Source organism: Streptomyces sp. Root431 (assembly GCF_001426585.1).
GTDB classification, from domain to species: domain Bacteria; phylum Actinomycetota; class Actinomycetes; order Streptomycetales; family Streptomycetaceae; genus Streptomyces; species Streptomyces stackebrandtii.
Genome location: NZ_LMEI01000011.1, coordinates 248,576 through 264,321, shown reverse-complemented (window position 1 = coordinate 264,321; position 15,746 = coordinate 248,576). Strand labels below are relative to the sequence as shown.

15 protein-coding genes are annotated in these 15,746 nt (G+C 73.4%); 11 read left to right on the top strand and 4 right to left on the bottom strand.

The genetic code is table 11. The annotated features are described in order from the left end of the window. Positions 1 to 93: 93 nt before the first annotated feature. Positions 94 to 1,311 carry an enoyl-[acyl-carrier-protein] reductase FabV gene (fabV, locus tag ASC82_RS20880; protein ID WP_056650154.1) on the bottom strand — a complete coding sequence of 406 codons (1,218 nt, stop codon included), beginning with the start codon at positions 1,309 to 1,311 and terminating at the stop codon, positions 94 to 96. A 193-nt stretch (positions 1,312 to 1,504) separates the two neighbouring features. Between fabV and ASC82_RS20875 the strand changes: the two genes are divergently transcribed. Beyond that, positions 1,505 to 2,161 carry a hypothetical protein gene (locus tag ASC82_RS20875; protein WP_056650152.1) on the top strand — a complete coding sequence of 219 codons (657 nt, stop codon included), beginning with the start codon at positions 1,505 to 1,507 and terminating at the stop codon, positions 2,159 to 2,161. 36 nt (positions 2,162 to 2,197) lie between these two features. Here the strand turns inward: ASC82_RS20875 and ASC82_RS20870 are convergent, their stop codons facing one another. Next, the gene (locus ASC82_RS20870) at positions 2,198 to 3,400 is read right to left on the bottom strand and encodes an amino acid deaminase/aldolase (protein WP_056650149.1); all 1,203 of its coding nucleotides are present in this window, start codon (positions 3,398 to 3,400) and stop codon (positions 2,198 to 2,200) included. Positions 3,401 to 3,843: 443 nt separating this feature from the next. Further along, entirely contained in the window at positions 3,844 to 3,993 is a 150-nt protein-coding gene (locus ASC82_RS30420) for a hypothetical protein (protein ID WP_157863487.1), read from the bottom strand. 409 nt (positions 3,994 to 4,402) lie between these two features. Between ASC82_RS30420 and ASC82_RS20865 the strand changes: the two genes are divergently transcribed. The 3 genes from ASC82_RS20865 to ASC82_RS20855 all read left to right on the top strand — a co-directional run bounded on the left by ASC82_RS20865 (position 4,403) and on the right by ASC82_RS20855 (position 7,496). Next, complete coding sequence (locus ASC82_RS20865; RefSeq protein ID WP_242427719.1) at positions 4,403 to 5,320, top strand: hypothetical protein; 918 nt, start codon at positions 4,403 to 4,405, stop codon at positions 5,318 to 5,320. A 272-nt stretch (positions 5,321 to 5,592) separates the two neighbouring features. Then, a complete protein-coding gene (gene mycP / locus ASC82_RS20860; RefSeq protein ID WP_056650826.1) occupies positions 5,593 to 6,705 on the top strand; it encodes a type VII secretion-associated serine protease mycosin in 1,113 nt (370 codons plus the stop codon). 59 nt (positions 6,706 to 6,764) lie between these two features. Further along, positions 6,765 to 7,496 carry an SseB family protein gene (locus tag ASC82_RS20855; protein ID WP_056650148.1) on the top strand — a complete coding sequence of 244 codons (732 nt, stop codon included), beginning with the start codon at positions 6,765 to 6,767 and terminating at the stop codon, positions 7,494 to 7,496. A gap of 10 nt (positions 7,497 to 7,506) precedes the next feature. Here the strand turns inward: ASC82_RS20855 and ASC82_RS20850 are convergent, their stop codons facing one another. After that, positions 7,507 to 7,884: a DUF1844 domain-containing protein gene (locus tag ASC82_RS20850; RefSeq protein WP_024760687.1), complete on the bottom strand. Its 378-nt coding sequence runs from the start codon at positions 7,882 to 7,884 to the stop codon at positions 7,507 to 7,509. A gap of 381 nt (positions 7,885 to 8,265) precedes the next feature. Here ASC82_RS20850 and infC point away from each other — a divergent pair, with 381 nt between their 5' ends. From infC to pheT, 7 genes are all read left to right on the top strand, one after another. After that, complete coding sequence (infC, locus tag ASC82_RS20845) at positions 8,266 to 8,964, top strand: translation initiation factor IF-3 (RefSeq protein ID WP_079039392.1); 699 nt, start codon at positions 8,266 to 8,268, stop codon at positions 8,962 to 8,964. Positions 8,965 to 9,086: 122 nt separating this feature from the next. Then, the gene (rpmI, locus tag ASC82_RS20840) at positions 9,087 to 9,281 is read left to right on the top strand and encodes a 50S ribosomal protein L35 (RefSeq protein WP_024760685.1); all 195 of its coding nucleotides are present in this window, start codon (positions 9,087 to 9,089) and stop codon (positions 9,279 to 9,281) included. A gap of 106 nt (positions 9,282 to 9,387) precedes the next feature. Next, positions 9,388 to 9,774 carry a 50S ribosomal protein L20 gene (gene rplT, locus ASC82_RS20835; protein ID WP_015032398.1) on the top strand — a complete coding sequence of 129 codons (387 nt, stop codon included), beginning with the start codon at positions 9,388 to 9,390 and terminating at the stop codon, positions 9,772 to 9,774. Positions 9,775 to 9,886: 112 nt separating this feature from the next. Beyond that, complete coding sequence (locus ASC82_RS20830; protein ID WP_024760683.1) at positions 9,887 to 10,726, top strand: RNA methyltransferase; 840 nt, start codon at positions 9,887 to 9,889, stop codon at positions 10,724 to 10,726. Between the two features lie 81 nt (positions 10,727 to 10,807). Continuing rightward, positions 10,808 to 11,944 (top strand): ATP-binding protein, encoded by a 1,137-nt coding sequence (locus ASC82_RS20825; RefSeq protein ID WP_056650142.1) that lies wholly within the window; start codon positions 10,808 to 10,810, stop codon positions 11,942 to 11,944. 137 nt (positions 11,945 to 12,081) lie between these two features. Next, a complete protein-coding gene (gene pheS / locus ASC82_RS20820) occupies positions 12,082 to 13,209 on the top strand; it encodes a phenylalanine--tRNA ligase subunit alpha (RefSeq protein WP_024760681.1) in 1,128 nt (375 codons plus the stop codon). Then, positions 13,209 to 15,737 carry a phenylalanine--tRNA ligase subunit beta gene (gene pheT, locus ASC82_RS20815; RefSeq protein ID WP_056650139.1) on the top strand — a complete coding sequence of 843 codons (2,529 nt, stop codon included), beginning with the start codon at positions 13,209 to 13,211 and terminating at the stop codon, positions 15,735 to 15,737. Before pheS ends, pheT begins: the two co-directional genes overlap by 1 nt. Positions 15,738 to 15,746: the final 9 nt, after the last annotated feature.

Below are 15,746 nucleotides of genomic sequence, written 5' to 3'. Positions count from 1 at the left end.
GTAATACCAGTCGCCTTGCGGACCGCGCTCGTCCCGTGAGCCGTCTCCCGACCACGGTGAACCATCCCCGGCCACACCACTGGACGGCCTCTTCTAGACGTCCTCGGCGGTGGGCCAGGGGACGTCGGTCTCGACGGCGGCCGTGTAGTCGACGCCGGGGACGGAGAAGCCGTAGAGCCGCCGGACCTCGTCGCCGAACCAGCCGAGGTCGGCGAGCCCGGTGATGCTGTCGCTGGTCGCGGTGGACCACCGCTCGGCGACGGCGTCCTGCACGGCCGGGGCGAGTTCCCACGTGTCGAGGCGGACCCGGCCCTCGTCGTCGAGGTCGAGGGGACGGACGCCGGTCAGCTGGTCCCACAGCTCCACCAGCTGACCGATCGGGGCCACCATGCCCTCGCCGAGGACACCGCGCAGCAGCCCGACGTACAGGGCGATGCCGGGAATGGCGGTGGAGGACTGGGTGACGGCGGCGGCGTTGACCGACGTCACGGCCCGGCCGCCCACGGTCTTGCCGAGGCGCTCGTCCAGCGTCCTCGCGGTGGCCTCCAGATGGGCCTTCGCGGCGCCGATCGTGCCCTGCCGGTAGATCGCGGCGGTGAGCGGCGAGCCGATGTAGGAGAGGGCGGCGGTGGTGAAGCCGTCGGCGAGCAGGGACCGGTCGGCAAGGAACGTGATCCATCGCTCCCAGTCGGTGCCGCCCATCACCGCCACGGTCTGCTCGATGTCGTCGCCCTCGGCCGGCTCGGTGGTCACCTCCGTCACCTCCGGGGCGCCGGACTCGTCGAAGACGAGGGTCTTGGTGGTGTACGGCGAGCCGACCGGCTTGAGCACCGAGGCGTACACCTCGCCGGTGTCCGGGTCCGTGCGGCGCGGCGCGGCCACCGAGTAGATCAGGTAGTCGAGCCGCCCCCCGAAGCGCTCGGTCAGGAGCTCGGCGACCTCCTCCTTCACCGCGTCGCCGAACGCGTCGCCGTTGAGGAAGACCATGTCCCGGCCGTGCTCCCGGGCGAGCCGGGCGGTGGCGGCGGTGCGGTACCAGCCGGCCGTGCCCGTACGCCGCGCGGGCGCCTTCTCGAAGCACACGCCGATGCCGCGGATCCCGACACGGGCCAGGCCCGCGATCGTGGCGGCCAGGCCGTATCCGGCGGACGAGCCGATGACCAGGGCCACCGGCCCCTCGCCCCCGCCCGGGGCGGCCACGGGGTCGGGGACGGCCTGCCACATCTCGTCCACCAGCCGCCGGCAGCCGTCGGGGTGGGAGTCGAGGAAGAGGAAGCCCCGGCTCTTGGGCGCGATGACGCGTTCGCTCATGGTGTGGTCCCCCAGATGTCGTTCACGGACGGGCCGGGGCGACCGCCGAGGCCACCCCGTCCCGCCAGTCTGGTGCCGTCCCGACGAGCGAAGTGATCTTGACCGACACAAGGATGCCGGGCCGGACTTGGAGGAATTCCACTAGCTTCACAGGAGGAAGGGGGCGCCTGTCCCCTCGCGATACGGTGCTGACATGTCTCGATCAGTCGAAACCGGATCAGTGTCGTCCCCCGTCACCGCGGACGACGTCGCCCTTGCCGTGCGGCTCGCCGTGGGCACCCTTCGGGACGCACCCGCGGAGGGGTGGGGCGGAAAGGCCGGTTCGCTGGAGTGGGACTGCTGGGAGACCGCCGAGCACCTCGCCAACGACCTGCTCTACTACGCCGTCCAGCTGGGACCGCAGAGCCCGCCGCTGGACACCCACGTGCCCATCGCGCTGAACCGGAAGAGGCCGGACGGACCCACGGTCTTCCTCTACGCGGAGCGGGACGCGGGTCCGGCCGGCCTGATTCAGGTGCTGGAGGCGTGCGGCGCGCTGCTGGTCGCCATGGTGCGCACCACCCCGCCCGAGGTCCGATCCCACCACGCCGCCGGGGTGTCGGACCCCGAAGGCTTCGCGGCGCTGGCGCTGCAGGAGACGCTGGTGCACATGCACGACCTGGCGGAAGGCCTCGGGCTTCCCTGGACCCCGCCCTCCGACCTCTGCTCGCGAGTGCTCGCCCGCCTGTTCCCCGAGGCTCCGGGCGGCGCGGACCCCTGGCTCACCCTGCTGTGGGCCACCGGCCGCGGCGAACTGCCGAGGCACCCGCGTCTCACGGGGTGGCGCTCGGACAGCACGCCGCGGTCATAGGAGCTCTGGCTCCCGCTCTTCCTCCAGCTCTATGAGCTAGAGGAAGGTCTGCCCTTCACCCCGGTAGGTCGGCACGGTGCCCGTGACCCGGTCGCCTTCGACCATCCTGATCTGATCGAACCGCTCGCACAGCTCGCCGGCCTTCGCGTGCCGGAACCACACCTTGTCGCCCATCCGCAGGTCGTCGGCCGGCGAACCGAGCAGCGGGGTCTGGACCTCGCCAGGACCCTCCTGCGGGTCGTACCGCAGCCCCTCCGGCAGATACGGCACGGGCAGCCGGTCCGGGCCCGCCACCCCGGACGCGGGATAGCCGCCCCCGAGCACGGTCACCACGCCCACGCCGGGGCGCCGCACGACGGGCTGCGCGAACAGCGCGGCCGGACGCCCGCTGAACGAGGTGTAGTTGTCGAAGAGCCGCGGCACGAAGAGCCCCGAACCGGCGGCGATCTCCGTCACCGCCTCCTCGGCGGCCGTGTGCTGGACGCTCCCGGTGCCGCCGCCGTTCACGAACTCCAGGTCCGGCGCCACCGCCCGTACGGCACGCACGACGGCCGCCCGGCGCTCCGCCAGCTCCCGGCGGGCGGCCGACTGCATGAGCCGGATCACCCGCGACCGCAGCGGCCGCCCCGCGACCGAGTCGCCGACGCCTGCGACGTGCCCCTCGTACGCCATGATCCCGACCAGCCGGAAACCCGGGCGCCGCACCACGGAACGCGCCAGCTCGGCCAACTGGGCGGGGGTGCGCAGCGGCGAGCGCCGCGCCCCGACCCGTACCCGCCCCCCGAGGACCTGGAGCGCCGTGTCCATCTCCAGGCAGACCCGGACCTCCTCCGCCCCGCCCGCACGGGAGGCGTCGATCAGATCGAGCTGAGCGACGTCGTCGACCATCACGGTCACGGCGGCGGCGAGCTTCGGATCCCGCGCGAGCTCCGCGAAGCCGGCACGGTCCGCCGACGGATACGCGAGCAGCACGTCGTCGAACCCGGCCCGCGCCAGCCACAGCGACTCGTCGAGCGTGAACGACATGATCCCGGCGAACCCGTCCATCGCGAGCACCCGCTCCAGGAGCGCGCGGCAGCGCACGGACTTGCTCGCGACACGGATCGGCTTTCCGGCGGCCCGGCGGACGAGGTCCGCGGCGTTGTCGTCGAATGCCTCAAGATCGACGATCGCCACGGGCGCGTCGAGATGAGCGGTGGCACGGTCGTAACGGGCCCGGTCGGCGGCGCGGGGAGTCATGGCCCGAGCTTGCCAGACAGGTATACGGGTGGGTAGCCCCCGACCACGGCCGCCCGGGTTCCCGTACGGCCGGGAACAGCCCGTAGAGTGACGGGCATTGTCGACACGAGCGGGGGGACGGGGATGACCGCGGAACACCCACGTCCCACGTCCCGCATCACCGACGCCCTCCTCCCGACCCCGCCGGCTCCCCCTGCCCCGGCAGTTCCTCCGGCCCCGGCAGTTCCCCCGGCCCCGACGGGCACCTCGGCACCGGCGACGACTCCCAAGCCGCCGACGGGCACTCCGGCACCCGCGATGCCCCAGAGAGCCCCGATGCCGGCGGCGGCCACTCCGGCACCTGCGACGCACATGACGGCTCCCAAGCCGCCGACAGCGGCGGGCAGCCCGGCGTCGCGGACCGCCCCCATGCCGGCGACGGGCAGCTCGGCATCCGCGATGCCTCAGAGCGCCGCGATGCCGGCGGCGGGCGCTCCGGCACCAGCGGCGCGCGCGACCGCCTCCAAGCCGCCGACGGCGGCGGGCAGCCCGGCATCCGCGCCGCCGGCGGGCACGCCACGCCCGGCCTCCCCGGAGGCCCCCGGGCGCCCCACGGCGAGCAAGACCCCGGCCCCCGCGCTTCCTACGGCACCGCCCGTTCCGAACGGTCTTGAGCGCCAGACAGCGACCGGCACCCCGCAGCCCGCGCCCCCGGCCGCTCCGCCGCGCCCTGCGCCAGCCGCAGTTCCGCCGACCCCCGCTCCGCCGCGCCCCGCCCCGGCCGCTGCTCCGAAGCCGCCTGCGGCGACGGGCACCCCGGCGCCCGCGTACCCGTCGGCCCCGCCCCGCCCGGCGTCGACCGCGACCCACCAGCCGCCCGCGGCGACCGCCGAGGCGCGCCGCGCGTCCGCGGCTCCGCGTGGGGCCGCCGGATCGGCGGCCTCCGCACCGCTGTCGTCCCGTCAGGCGCCCGTGCCCGCCCCCGCCTGGGCGTCGCCGCACGGCGCTGGTGACCTGCCCGAGGTGGAGACCACCACCCGGCTGCGGCCGATCCGCGACACGGCCCGCACGGCGCGGCCCGCCGCCACGCAGCCGAGGCCCGCGTACGGATACGCGACGGTCGGCGCCCTGCCGCCCGAGGCGCCCGTCGAGACCACCACCCGACTCCGGCCCGTACGCGAGCGCCGCACCGGACGCGTGCTCGCGGTCACGGCCTGCGTCGTCCTCGGGGTCGGGCTCATCGGCGGCGCCCTCGCCGGGATATGGCTGGCCGCCGCCGACCCGGCGCAGCCCGCCGAACCCGCCGGGTACTCCGAGGCGAAGGACCTGTGGCACAACGCCCCCGTCGACACCCTCTTCCCCCGCACCCTCGCGGGCCCCGGCGCGGGTCCCGGCTCCGCCGACCGCACCTGGACGCGGATCGTCGTCGCCCCGGACGCCGGCTGCTCGCCCGCCGTCCTCGCCAAGGGCCTGCTCGCCACCCTCACGCCGCTCGGCTGCGAGCGCGTCCTGCGCGCCACGTACACCGACGCCACCGCCAGCAGCGTGATCACCGTCGGCCTGGTCTTCACCCGCGCCGACGTCGGCGCGCAGCGCACCCTCGGCCAGGGCGGCCTCACCACCCGCCTCGGGGAGGACGTCCCCCCGGCCCTCTCCGGCGCCTCCACCGTCGCGGCCCGCTTCGGCGCCCGGCAGCGCGCGAGCTGGTGGCTGAGCGCCCCCGCCGACCTCCCCGTCGTGGTCACCGCCGTCGCCGGCTTCGCCGACGGCCGGGCCGTCGACCGCCCGCAGCCCGCCGACCGGGCCATGGCCCGCGGCCGTACCGACGCCACCGCCCAGTCCGGTCTCGGCCACGAGGCCAAGGGCATCACCGGGCGCTTCGAATCGCTGCTGCGCAAGACCGTCGCCGCGACCGTCAAGGAGAAGGAGAACGCCCGGTGACCGGCCCCACCCCCGCCCGGCCGACCCCGGCTCCTGAGGCGACCACCGCAGCCCAGGCGACGACCGCAGGCCAGGGGACGATCGCCGCCCAGGCGGCCACCGCCGCCCAGGCGACCACCGCCAACCCGGCGACCACCGCCACCCCGGCGACCGCCCCCGCCGGGGCGACCGCAGCCCCGGCGACGACCCCCGCCCCCCGGCCGACCACCACCCTCCGCGCCACCACCCCCCGCGCCACCACCGCCGTCCTCCTCGCCGCCCTCTTCTCCGTCCTGCCCGCGACCACCGCCCCCGCCCACGCCGACACCATCCGGGCCCGCCAGTGGGGCCTGGAGGCGATGCACACCGCGGAGGCCTGGCGTACCACCAAGGGCAAGGGCATCAAGGTCGCCGTGCTCGACACGGGCGTCGACGCCGGGCACCCGGACCTCGCCGGCTCCGTCCTCCCCGGCCACGACCTCATCGGCTTCGGCGCCTCCAAGGGCGACCGCGCCTGGGCCCGTCACGGCACCGCCATGGCCGGCATCATCGCCGGGCACGGACACGGGCCGGGCGACGAGAGCGGGGTCCTCGGCGTCGCCCCCGACGTCGAGATCCTGCCTGTCCGGGTCATCCTGGAAAGCAGCGACAAGGCCCGCGACAAGGCGCGCAAGACCCGCGGCACCGCCCTCGCGGAGGGCATCCGCTGGGCCGCCGACCACGGCGCCGACGTCATCAACCTCTCCCTCGGCGACGACTCCAAGTCCGCCCACCCCGACGCGGGCGAGGACGCCGCCGTCCAGTACGCCCTCGCCAAGGGCGTCTCCGTCGTCGCCTCCGCCGGCAACGGCGGCGAGAAGGGCGACCACATCTCGTACCCCGCGGCCTACCCCGGCGTGATCGCCGTCACCGCCGTCGACCGCTACGGCACCCACGCCTCGTTCTCCACCCGCCGCTGGTACGCCACGGTCAGCGCCCCCGGCCTCGAGATCGTCATCGCCGACCCCGACCGCCGCTACTACGAGGGCTGGGGCACCAGCGCCGCCGCCGCGTTCGTGTCCGGCGCCGTCGCCCTCGTCAGGTCCGCGCACCCCGACCTCACCCCGGCCCAGGTGAAGCAGCTCCTCATCGACACCGCCCGCAACCGCCCCAAGGGCGGCCGCAGCGACGCCAAGGGGTACGGGACGGTCGACCCGGCCGCCGCCATCGAGGCCGGGGCCGCGCGCAAGGGCGGCGACCCCAAGAACGCCACCGCCGGCTACCGGGGCCAGTACTTCGGCCCCGGCCCGACCCCCGCCGTCGAGGAGAGCCGTCCCCTCGGGCTGCTCGCCCCCGTCGCCGGCGGACTCGGCGCCCTGCTGCTCCTGGCCGCCTTCGCGCTCGGGCGCACCAAGCGCAACCGCTGAGGGCCGCCGCCGGCGACCCGGCGGACGGGACGGCGCCCGCCGACGGTTAGGCTCGGTGCGTGGCGCTCAAGAACATCCCGGACCCCGGTTTCTCCGACGACGACGGCACCGCCGACCCGCGGCTCGCCGCGGCCCTCGCGGCCTGGGCGGAGGACAGGACCGCGCACGGCCCGGTCCTCGACGCGCTCAAGGGCGCCCGGCTGCTCGTCCCCATCGTCGCCGTCCTCGGCGAGGTCGAGACGGACGAGAACGGCCTGCGGCGCGAGAAGACCAGCGACATGGCGGTCCCCACCCTCACCGCGGGCGACCGCCGCGCCCTGCCCGCCTTCACCTCGATCGCCTCGCTCGCCCTGTGGGACCCGGAGGCCCGGCCCGTGGCCGTCCCGCTCCACCAGGCGCTCCAGGCCGCCGCGCACGAGAAGGCCGACACCGTCGTCCTGGACCTCGCGGGCCCCGTGCCGTACCAGCTGTCGGGATCGGCGCTGCTCGCCCTCGCCGAGGGCCGCTCCAGCGCCGACCCGCTGGACGACCCGGCCGTACGGGAGGCCGTACGGGCCGCCGTCGCGGCCGAGCCCGCGGTCCTCCGCGCGCACCTGGGCCCCGGCACGGCCGACGGCACCCTCGCCCTGGTCCTGGACCGCGACGCCGCCCCGGCGGAGGCCGCCCAGCGCGTGGCCCGCGTCCTGGCCGCCGACGAAACACTGAGGGCCCGCCTGGTGCGGGGCCTCGACCTGGCACTGCTGCCGGCCTCGGCCACGCCTTTGGGCGAGCCCTTCTACGTGAAGCGGTAGGGAGTAAGTCCTAGCCGTACACCGGTCCGGTGTACTTCTCGCCAGGCCCCTGGCCCGGCTCGTCCGGGATCAGGGACGCCTCGCGGAAGGCGAGCTGGAGGGACTTCAGGCCGTCCCGCAGGGGAGCGGCGTGGAAGGAGGAGACCTCCGTCGCGCCGGCGTCCAGCAGGCCCGCGAGCGCGTGGACCAGCTTGCGGGCCTCGTCGAGGTCCTTGTACTTGTCGCCCTCCTCGGTGAGCCCGAGCTTCACCGCGGCGGCGCTCATCAGGTTGACGGCGACCGTCACGATCACCTCGACCGCGGGGACCTCCGCGATGTCGCGGGTCATGGCGTCGAAGTCGGGGGAGTCGGGGGAGTCCGCGGACTCGTTCTGGGGGGTCTCGCTCATGCCTCACACGATAAGCCGACCGGCACGTCTTCCTGTCGCCGCCGTCCCCGTTCGCGTATGGGCACGGGTGCTGCTAACCTTGTGTAACGACCGGCCGGACACCTGTGTGCCCGGCCCACAAGTGGAGGCTCCGTACTCCCACCTGACCACCCTCGCGGGTGGCGGGTCACCGGTCAGGTGGTGCCCATCGTTCCGTACGGACGATGGAACCGCCCGAGTTTGCGCCCCGCGGTTGACCGCGGCGGTGCTCCGGTATTTCCGTGGAGCCCCGCCTGTGTCCCGTCCGGGGCGTTTTTTACGTTCCGGTTCGGTTGGTTTCAGTGAAACAGACGTTGCGCGTCCGTCCGCCAGGCGGTCGCGTGGTGCTACCTAGGAGGATCCATCAGCGCCGAGCCCCGCATCAACGACAGGATTCGCGTTCCCGAGGTGCGACTTGTCGGACCCAGCGGCGAGCAGGTCGGGATTGTTCCGCTTGCCAAGGCCCTGGAGCTCGCACAGGAGTACGACCTCGACCTGGTCGAGGTCGCGGCGAACGCCCGTCCGCCCGTGTGCAAGCTCATGGACTACGGGAAGTTCAAGTACGAGTCGGCCATGAAGGCCCGTGAGGCGCGCAAGAACCAGGCGCACACGGTCATCAAGGAGATGAAGCTCCGGCCGAAGATCGACCCGCACGACTACGACACCAAGAAGGGTCACGTCGTCCGGTTCCTCAAGCAGGGCGACAAGGTCAAGATCACGATCATGTTCCGTGGTCGTGAGCAGTCCCGCCCCGAGCTTGGATTCCGGCTGCTTCAGCGGCTGGCGTCGGACGTCGAGGAGCTTGGCTTCATCGAGTCCAACCCGAAGCAGGACGGCCGGAACATGATCATGGTTCTCGGCCCGCACAAGAAGAAGACCGAGGCCATGGCCGAGGCGCGTGAGGCCCAGGCCGCGCGCAAGGCCGAGCGCCAGGGCGTCGCCGCCGACGAGGCGTTCGACGAGGTCGAGGCCACCGACGCTCCGGTCGAGGCGGCTGAGGCCACCGACGCTCCGGTCGCCGAGGCCCCGGCCGACGCTCCGGTCGAGAACCCCGAGGCGTGACCCGACGGGCTGCCATCCAGGCAGCCCCGGGACCCGCCCGGAACCACCAAACGAAGAATTGACGCTCCCGGCAGTCCGGTGTTCACACCGGGGGAGCGCCACTGACGAGGAGATACGGCGCGATGCCGAAGAACAAGACGCACTCCGGTGCCAAGAAGCGCTTCAAGGTCACCGGCACCGGCAAGATCATGCGCGAGCGTGCCGGCAAGCGCCACCTGCTCGAGCACAAGTCGTCCAAGCTGACGCGTCGCCTCACCGGCAACGCCGAGATGGCCCCGGGTGACGCCGCCAAGATCAAGAAGATGCTGGGCATCTGATTTGATCTCCCGCCCTCGGCGACGGGGGCATCCGGCTCAGACCGGGATCCATTCGTTTTTCGGGTCGTGTGAGGACCACCACGACCCCGCTACAAGGAGTTAACAAGTGGCACGCGTCAAGCGGGCAGTCAACGCCCACAAGAAGCGCCGGGCGATCCTCGAGGCGGCCTCCGGCTACCGCGGTCAGCGTTCGCGCCTGTACCGCAAGGCCAAGGAGCAGGTCACCCACTCGCTGGTCTACAACTACAACGACCGCAAGAAGCGCAAGGGCGACTTCCGTCAGCTGTGGATCCAGCGCATCAACGCGGCTGCCCGTCTGAACGGCATGACGTACAACCGCCTCATCCAGGGTCTGAAGGCCGCCAACATCGAGGTGGACCGCAAGATCCTCGCCGAGCTGGCCGTCAACGACGCCAACGCGTTCGCCGCGCTGGTCGAGGTCGCGCAGAAGGCTCTGCCGGCCGACGTCAACGCCCCGAAGGCCGCCGCCTGATCTTCCAGGCCGCAGTACCTCTGCCCGGACCCGCAGGCGCGTGCGCCTGCGGGTCCGGGTGCGTCGGCCCCCGAAGTCGCCGTCCCCCTCGAAGAGAGAACCGCCGCACCTCATGGTCACCCCCGAGCTGATCTCCCCGCGTTCCCCGCGCGTCGTCGCCGCCCGGCGGCTCGCCAAGCGCAACTTCCGGGGCAAGGACCGCCTCTTCATCGCCGAGGGCCCGCAGGCCGTCCGTGAGGCCGTCGAGCACCGCGGGGCCGGCGGCGAACCCACCCTCGTCGAGCTCTTCACCACCGTCGAGGCCGCCGAGCGGTACGCCCCGATCATCGAGGCCGCCCTCGCCTCCGGAGCCCGCGTCCACCACGCCTCCGACGCCGTCCTCGCCGAGGTCTCCCAGACCGTCACCCCGCAGGGCATCGTCGGCGTCTGCCGCTTCCTGGACTCGCCCTTCGAGGAGATCGTCGCGGCCCGCCCCAAGCTGGTCGCCGTCCTCGCCCACGTACGCGACCCCGGGAACGCCGGCACCGTGCTGCGCTGCGCCGACGCCGCCGGGGCCGACGCCGTCGTCCTCACCGACGCCTCCGTCGACCTCTACAACCCCAAGTCCGTCCGCGCCTCCGTCGGCTCGCTCTTCCACCTCCCGGTCGCCGTCGGCGTCCCCGTGGAACAGGCCGTCGCCGGGCTCAAGAGCGCGGGCGTACGGATCCTCGCCGCCGACGGAGCGGGCCAGGACGACCTCGACGACGAACTCGACGCCGGCACCATGGGCGGGCCCACCGCCTGGATCTTCGGCAACGAGGCCTGGGGCCTGCCCGAGGAGACCAGGGCCCTCGCCGACGCCGTCGTCCGCGTCCCGATCCACGGCAAGGCCGAGAGCCTCAACCTCGCCACCGCGGCCGCCGTCTGCCTGTACGCCTCCGCCCGCGCCCAGCGCCCCCGAACCTCCGCCTGAGGGGTCCATTCCGGCCTCCGGGCCCAGTAGAGTGACGCACTCGGGGGCCCACTGCGCTACACGGAGGGGTGGGATACGGGGATGACGGTCGGCACGGACAGTCCCGCACAGGCACGGAGCGACGCGCCGCACGCCCCGGAGCCGCCCGCGGCCGACACCGCCTTCGCCGGACTCCACCCCGACGACCTGCCCGACGGGCTCGTCGTCGCCGACGAGACTGGCCGGGTCGTCTGCTTCAACGCCGCGGCAGGCCGCATCACCGCCGTACCCGCAGACCAGGCCCTCGGCCTCCCCCTCGACCAGGCCCTCCCCCTGGAGGACCTCAAGGGGCGCCGCTGGTGGACCCTGACCGACCCGTACGGCGGACTCGCCACCCGCCGCGGCCAGCCCGAGCGCAATCTGCTGCTCCCCGGCGGCCGCGAGGTCCTCGTCTCCGCCCGGTACGTCCGCGAGTACCCCACCGGCCCGGTCCGCCGCGTCGTGGTCTCCCTGCGCGGCACCGACGCCCGCCGCCGCACCGAGCGCAGCCACGCCGAGCTCATCGCCACCGTCGCCCACGAGCTGCGCTCCCCGCTGACCTCCGTCAAGGGCTTCACCGCGACCCTCCTCGACAAGTGGGAGCGGTTCACCGACGAGCAGAAGCGGCTCATGCTGGAGACCGTCGACGCCGACGCCGGCCGCATCAAGCGCCTCATCGCCGAGCTCCTCGACATCTCCCGGATCGACTCCGGCCGCCTTGAAGTGCGCCGCCAGCCCGTCGACCTCGCCGCCGCCATCGGCCGCCACATCCAGGTCCACACCACCGGCGGCCAGCCCCCGGACCGCTTCTTCGTGCGGATCAGGCCGCAGCTGCCCGCGCTGTGGGCCGACCCCGACAAGATCGACCAGATCCTCGGCAACCTCCTGGAAAACGCGGTGCGCCACGGCGAAGGAACCGTCACCATCGAGGTGGCACCCGGTACGGCGGGCGACGACGGAGAAGAGGGGACGGAGGTCACCGTGAGCGACGAGGGCCCCGGCATCCCCGAAGCGTCGATGAGCCGTGTCTTCACCCGCTTCTGGCGGGGCAGCAAACGCGGCGGCACCGGCCTCGGCCTCTACATCGTCAAGGGCATCGTCGAGGCCCACGGCGGCACCATCACCGTCGGACGGGGCCCCCGCGGCGGGGCCGAGTTCCGATTTACCCTGCCCGTCGGCACCCCGGCCCATCTCATCTGACGAGATCAGAGGCCGTCCGGTCCGCCCACGGGCTCATCACCGTCCGAGCGCCCCGTTAGACTCGACCTTTGGCACGTTTGCGCCCTTGTCGTCGAGCGGGGCCGCGCCCAGCCAGCCAAACGGAAGCACGGGAAGAGATGTCGGCACCGAATAAGTCGTACGACCCGGTCGAGGTCGAGGCCTTGAAACCGGAAGAGATCGAGCGCATGCGGGACGAGGCGCTCGCCGCCTTCGCGGCCGCCGGCGACCTCGACGCGCTCGCGCACGCGAAGACCGCGCACACCGGCGGCACCTCGCCGCTGGCGCTCGCCAACCGCGAGATCGGCGCCCTGCCCCCGCAGGCCAAGGCCGCCGCCGGAAAGGTCGTGGGCCAGGCCCGCGGCGCCGTCTCCAAGGCGCTCGCGGCCCGCCAGACCGAGCTGGAGGCCGAGCGGGACGCCCGCGTCCTCGTCGAGGAGGCCGTCGACGTCACCCTGCCGTACGACCGTGTCCCGGCCGGCGCCCGGCACCCGCTGACCACGCTCATGGAGCGCGTCGCGGACGTCTTCGTCTCCATGGGGTACGAGGTCGCCGAGGGCCCCGAGGTCGAGGCGGAGTGGTTCAACTTCGACGCCCTCAACTTCGTCCCGGACCACCCGGCGCGCCAGATGCAGGACACGTTCTTCATCCAGGGCCCCGAGGGCACCACGGGTGACGAGTCCGGCGTCGTCCTGCGCACGCACACCTCGCCGGTCCAGGCCCGCACCCTCCTCGACCGGGAGCCCCCGGTCTACGTGGTGTGCCCCGGCCGCGTCTACCGCACCGACGAGCTCGACGCCACGCACACCCCGGTCTTCCACCAGATCGAGCTGCTCGCCGTCGACGAGGGCCTGACCATGGCCGACCTCAAGGGCACCCTGGACCACATGGTCCAGGCGCTCTTCGGCCCGGACATGAAGACCCGGCTCCGCCCGAACTTCTTCCCCTTCACCGAGCCGTCCGCCGAGATGGACATGCTCTGCTACGTCTGCCGCGGCGAGTCCGTCGGCAACCCGGAGCGCCCCTGCCGCACCTGCGGCAGCGAGGGCTGGATCGAGCTCGGCGGCTGCGGCATGGTCAACCCGAAGGTGCTCGTAGCCTGCGGTGTGGACCCCGAGAAGTACAGCGGATTCGCCTTCGGGTTCGGCATCGAGCGGATGCTGATGTTCCGCCACAACGTCGACGACATGCGAGACATGGTCGAGGGTGACGTCCGGTTCACCCGACCGTTCGGGATGGAGATCTGATGCGGGTCCCGCTTTCTTGGCTGCGGGAGTACGTCGACCTGCCGGCGACGGAGACCGGCCGAGACGTCCAGGCCAAACTCATTTCGGCAGGCCTCGAGGTCGAGACCGTCGAGCAGCTCGGCACCGGCCTGACCGGTCCGCTGGTGGTCGGCAAGGTCCTCACCATCGAGGAGCTGACGGAGTTCAAAAAGCCCATCCGCTTCTGCACCGTCGACGTCGGCCAGGCCAACGGCACCGACGAGCCCCAGGAGATCATCTGCGGCGCCCGGAACTTCGCCGTCGGCGACAAGGTCGTCGTGGCCCTGCCCGGCGCCGTCCTCCCCGGTGACTTCCGGATCGCCGAGCGCAAGACGTACGGCCGGGTGTCCCGCGGCATGATCTGCTCCGGCGACGAGCTGGGCATGGGCGACGACGGCACGCACGGCATCATCGTGCTCCCGCCGGAGTACGAGATCGGCATCGACGCCACCGTCCTCCTGGAGCTGTACGACGAGGTCCTCGACATCGCCGTCACCCCGGACCGCGGCTACTGCCTCTCGATGCGCGGCGTCGCCCGCGAGACCGCCACCGCGTACGGCCTGCCGCTGCGCGACCCGGCGCTCCTCGACGTGCCCGCGCCGAACGCGTACGGCTACCCGGTCCAGGTCTCCGACCCGATCGGCTGCGACCGCTTCACCGCGCGCACCGTCGTCGGCCTCGCGCCCGAGGCGCGCTCCCCGATCTGGCTGCAGCGCCGCCTGCAGAAGGCCGGCATGCGCCCGATCTCGCTGGCCGTGGACGTCACCAACTACGTCATGCTGGAGCTCGGCCAGCCGCTGCACGCCTACGACCGGAGCCGTCTCGACGGCCCCATCGGGGTGCGCCGCGCCGAGGCCGGCGAGAAGATCACCACCCTCGACGGCACCGTCCGCGTCCTGGACGCGGCGGACCTGGTCATCACCGACAACCGCGGTCCGATCGGCATCGCCGGCGTCATGGGCGGCGCCAACACGGAGATCGCCGACCCGGTGACCGACGCGGAGACCGGCTTCGTCACCGGCACCTCCGAGGTCGTCATCGAGGCCGCGCACTTCGACGCGATCTCGATCGCGCGCACGGCCCGCCGCCACAAGCTGTCCTCCGAGGCGTCCAAGCGCTTCGAGCGCGGCGTCGACCCGCAGGCCGCCGCCGCTGCCGCGCAGCGCACCGTCGACCTCCTCGTGCTGCTCGCGGGCGGTACGGCAGAGGCCGGCGTCACCGAGATCAGCGCCCCGTCCGCGCCGCGCACGATCGCCCTGCCGGCGAACCACCCGGACAAGGTCGCGGGCGTTGACTACGGCCGTGAGACCGTCGTCCGCCGCCTCCAGGAGGTCGGCTGCGACGTCTACGGCCAGGACGAGCTCGTCGTCACCGTGCCCTCGTGGCGCCCCGACCTCAACGAGCCGAACGACCTCGCCGAAGAGGTCATCCGCCTGGAGGGCTACGAGAACCTGCCCTCCACGCTGCCGAAGCCCCCGGCCGGCCGCGGGCTCACCGAGCGCCAGCGCACCCACCGCCGCGTGGGCCGCGCCCTGGCCGGCGCCGGTTACGTCGAGGCCCTGAACTACCCGTTCATCGGCGAGCAGGCCCTCGACAACCTCGGTCTCGACGCGGACGACGCCCGTCGCCGGCTCGTGACCCTGGTCAACCCGCTCTCGGACGAGGAGCCCGCGCTCCGTACGACGCTGCTCCCGGGCCTGCTCGGTGCGCTCCGCCGCAACGACAGCCGGGGCAGCCACGACTTGGCGCTCTTCGAGACCGGGCTCGTCTTCCGGCTCGAGGGCGCGCCCGGCGTCGCCGTCCGGCTCCCCGTCGACCGTCGCCCCACCGACGAGGAGGTCGCCGAGGTCAACGCCGCGCTGCCCCTGCAGCCGCGCCGCGCCGCGGTCGTCCTCGCCGGTGCGCGCGAGCAGGCCGGCTGGTGGGGCAAGGGCCGTCCGTCCGACTGGGCGGACGCGGTCGAGGCCGGCCGGACCGTGGCCGCCGAGGCCGGGGTCGAGCTGATCATCAGCGCCGACCAGCACGCTCCCTGGCACCCGGGCCGCTGCGCGGCCTTCCACGTCGAGGTCGACGGCGAGAAGGTCCTCGTCGGTCACGCCGGCGAGCTCCACCCGCGCGTCGTGAAGGCCTTCGGCCTCCCGGCCCGCAGCTGCGCCATGGAGATCGACCTGGACCTCCTGGAGAAGGCGAACGAGGGCCCCCTGAAGGCCCCCCGGATCTCCTCCTTCCCGGTGGCCACCCAGGACGTCGCCCTGGTCGTCGCCACGGAGGTCCCGTCCGCCGAGGTCGAGACCGCCCTCCGCGAGGGCGCAGGTGAACTCCTGGAGTCCATCCGCCTGTTCGACGTCTACACCGGTGACCAGCTCGACGAGGGCACCAAGTCCCTGGCGTACGCCCTGAAGTTCCGCGCCACGGACCGCACCCTCACCGTCGACGAGGCCAGCGCGGCCCGCGATGCGGCCGTCGCCCTGGCGTCCGAGCGCACGGGAGCCGTCCTGCGCGGCGCCTGACACGCACGA